General features: G+C 49.2%; 3 protein-coding genes. All 3 read right to left on the reverse strand.

Going from position 1 to position 3,053, the window contains the following annotated elements; all coding sequences use genetic code 11:
• Window positions 1-1,455: fimbria/pilus outer membrane usher protein (locus AC2A1E_RS23870; protein ID WP_484385820.1), on the reverse strand; the 1,455-nt coding region annotated here is incomplete at its 3' end.
• Window positions 1,456-1,675: 220 nt separating this feature from the next.
• Window positions 1,676-2,425 carry a fimbrial biogenesis chaperone gene (locus AC2A1E_RS23875; protein WP_484385821.1) on the reverse strand — a complete coding sequence of 250 codons (750 nt, stop codon included), beginning with the start codon at window positions 2,423-2,425 and terminating at the stop codon, window positions 1,676-1,678.
• Between the two features lie 10 nt (window positions 2,426-2,435).
• The gene (locus AC2A1E_RS23880) at window positions 2,436-2,933 is read right to left on the reverse strand and encodes a Csu type fimbrial protein (protein WP_484385822.1); all 498 of its coding nucleotides are present in this window, start codon (window positions 2,931-2,933) and stop codon (window positions 2,436-2,438) included.
• Window positions 2,934-3,053: the final 120 nt, after the last annotated feature.

Genomic DNA, 3,053 nt, shown 5'->3' on the forward strand with positions numbered 1-3,053 from the left:
GCTGGCTCGCCAGGCCAGGCCACCGTCCGAAGGGGCATTACGGATGGCACTCACTGCGTTAACGACTCCACGTTGACGGTAAGTGGTGCCAGCAGACACGTTCATTTTATTTTGTAATGCGACACTCACCCCAAGATAAATCGAGTAATCTTCACGGTCATTCAGATTTCGGTTCAGCAACAGATTCAACGAAACCGTCTCCCCCAGATTTTTTAGCCATGACACATTCACAAACCGTGTAGTGGCTTTTTCCATGGGGGTTTGTGTCAAATGGCTGACAGAAACACTCCCGGCATCCCCCAGACTGACACCCAAAAAGAGTTGCTGGCTTTTGGCATTCAACGTGGCACCATACAGTGATGCGATGTCTCGGTAATCAGTGTTCGCTGTCAATATTGACCCACCCAAATTGAAGTCGCGGTTACTCCATTGGTAGCCGAACCCTTTCTGTTCACCCGTCATGCCTTGATACCGGCTTTGCGCATAAGACCCGGAGAACACGCCCAGATACGCACTGGGTGTCGCCACGATACCGACTCCTTGTTTAAACAACCCGGCGGTCGTCTCCATCTGGTTTTCCAGTGTAAGGGAAGAGGTCAGACCGTAACGCAATTTGCTGCTAAACATTGTGTCTTCACTGTAATCAAACGAACTGTTTCCATAGTTCAGGCGTACCTTTCCCGCATCCAGGCTCCAATCAGCCAGTCCTTTGCTCAACAGGGAGGGTGAGAAAAAGATAGGCAGATCCAAGGTTTTGCTCTGTCCCAGGGCATCGGTCACGACCAGTTGGGCATTGCCATAGCCGTTGATCCTGGGTAGCGTGTTGATCACGAACGGGCCGGGAGGCACTGGCGTGCTGTACTGTTTGACCCCGTCAATCAGCAGATCCACGTTTGACGGGGTGGTCGTGGTCCCCAGAAATTCAAGCAGTGGGCTACTGACCAGATAAGGGTTCAAGTCGAAGTTGCGTGCCAGCTGTAACCCGGCAAACCGCGTGCCCCGTGACCAGGACAGGTTTCCCGTAATAGCATCCCCGGCTCGCAATGTCACCATGCTCTCCTGCCAGGACGCGTTCAATGTGGTATCCAAGCGAATGGTGTCAACTCTCGATGGGGTGGAATCATTGAATTGACTCAACGCTGTGTTGCTGAGGGTCCCCAAGGGATTGAAGACACGCAATTCACTGAAGAGACTGGCTGTCTCTGCATTATTGCTATGCGTGGCAAAGGCTTCATAGTTAAGCAGTACACCGCTGGCACTGCTGCCTGGGTAAGTCTGTGTGTCAACGTTAGTGAAGACACTGCGGGGTAACTCCACACGGGCTTCATTGACCGTCAATACCAGCCGTTGCACTTCGGTCTGATAATCTACCTTGATGCCTTCAAGCGACATCAAGTTGATGCTGGGTGCCTTTGCCGGTGGGATTTTCAGACCCATCTCTTCCAATGTTGACACAAGGCCCCAGAGTTCATCATGACGTAACTCAAAGGAATAGACTCCCCGTTGTACCCCATTCAGCTCAACATCCAGGTAGACCTCTGGATTATCAGGTATCTGATATTTATCATCGTGGGTGCCAGGTGCTGATGACTGAGCAACACTTTCTGATATACACACGACCCCCAAGAGGGGGATTGTGCATATCATCAGGCTTAGAAAAGAACGTTGTAAACGTTTAACGGCCGAGTGGTGCAATTGTCTCGGTGTGTGTCTTGCCATTCAATAACGCTTCCATGGTGCCCCCTTGTGCAAAAACACTCGGTGGTTTCCCTATGTCCCATTGCATTTCCTGGTGGGGCAACACGTATCCGACCAAGCCTGAATTCAAAACCAGCCTTTTTCCTTTCGGGTCAATAAAAGTCAAAGCATAAAGTCTGCCATAAAGATCGCCCTGATTATTTGCCCGCAATAGCGTGGTTTTGCCACTGGCCGCCAGGCTCAGTGCCAGTTTGGTTCGCAACGCATCAGGATTGCTTTGATAGACAAATACGGGAACGGAGTATTCCATCACAAAATCAACCCCGGTACTTTTGGTTGAAGATACCGGTAATTCATTGACTAAAATACGAAATGTGGAAAGCGGTGCCGTATTATTATTACCTTTCGCACGCATTACGCGCACCAATTGCCGCCCATTGGCAGCAATTTTCGCTACCGGCGGACTGACAATCAGTTCGGTTGTTGCCGTTAACGTATCCTTATTATTTTTCTGCTCCCATTGATACACCCTCACCTGTGCCTGCAGAGGCTTGGCGCTGCTGTTAATGAGCCACAGTTCTGTCGCGTTGGCATTATCCGGTAAATCTATCGATATTGGGGAGACTTGCAAGCCGATCGCTACAGCCGCAGTGCTGCCTAACATCAGGACAAGCATCACGGCTGTCGAGATCAGGATCCTTACAAAATCCTTTCTCGTTTTATACATTGGCTAGGCTCTAGTAGTTAATCGAGACAGCAACCACATCATTGTAGTGACCCGCGGGTTTATTAAACTCACTGCCATTCACCTTCACATACACAGGGAGTGTCTGTACGGTACCCGTTCCTGTTTGGGACACTTCATTGGTTCCTGTACTGCCCCACGGAACTGCCCCAGCAGGATCTTGATACAGGTTGTAAACGATGGTATCAACCGTGTCAGGCGATGCCATTTTACCTTGACCCGCCGGATTGTTATCTGACGGTTTCAGGGCCACCTTATAGGGTTTTTCGTCGTTGCACTTGATCTTAAGCTGTGTGCTCTTGGTCTGAGTACCTGTACTACTGTCGACTTGACCGAAATCAACGTCATCCACGGTTTCGATGGTACACAGGCTGTTTATCGCCAGTTTCACGTTAAATGAGTTGTCTAGCTTCACTGCAGACGCAGAATGTCCCATTAATAAAGCACCCGAAGCAAATAAAGCAGTTACGGCAAATTTTTTGAATTGCATAATCCATTACCTTCCTAATAGTAAGAAAACATTGAATTTCCACGAGCGCAGCACTGTCATCTGTCGATTTCGGTTAGGCTCATAAAGAATATAGGTGGGATATTTATTTGTGCAAAAAAA

This window comes from Serratia sp. HNCC26DJ206, assembly GCF_057180605.1.

Excerpts from the sequence above, each read along its gene's own strand:
- AC2A1E_RS23875 (WP_484385821.1), bottom strand. The coding sequence starts at position 2,425 with ATGTATAAAACGAGAAAGGATTTTGTAAGGATCCTGATCTCGACAGCC.
- AC2A1E_RS23880 (WP_484385822.1), bottom strand. The coding sequence starts at position 2,933 with ATGCAATTCAAAAAATTTGCCGTAACTGCTTTATTTGCTTCGGGTGCT.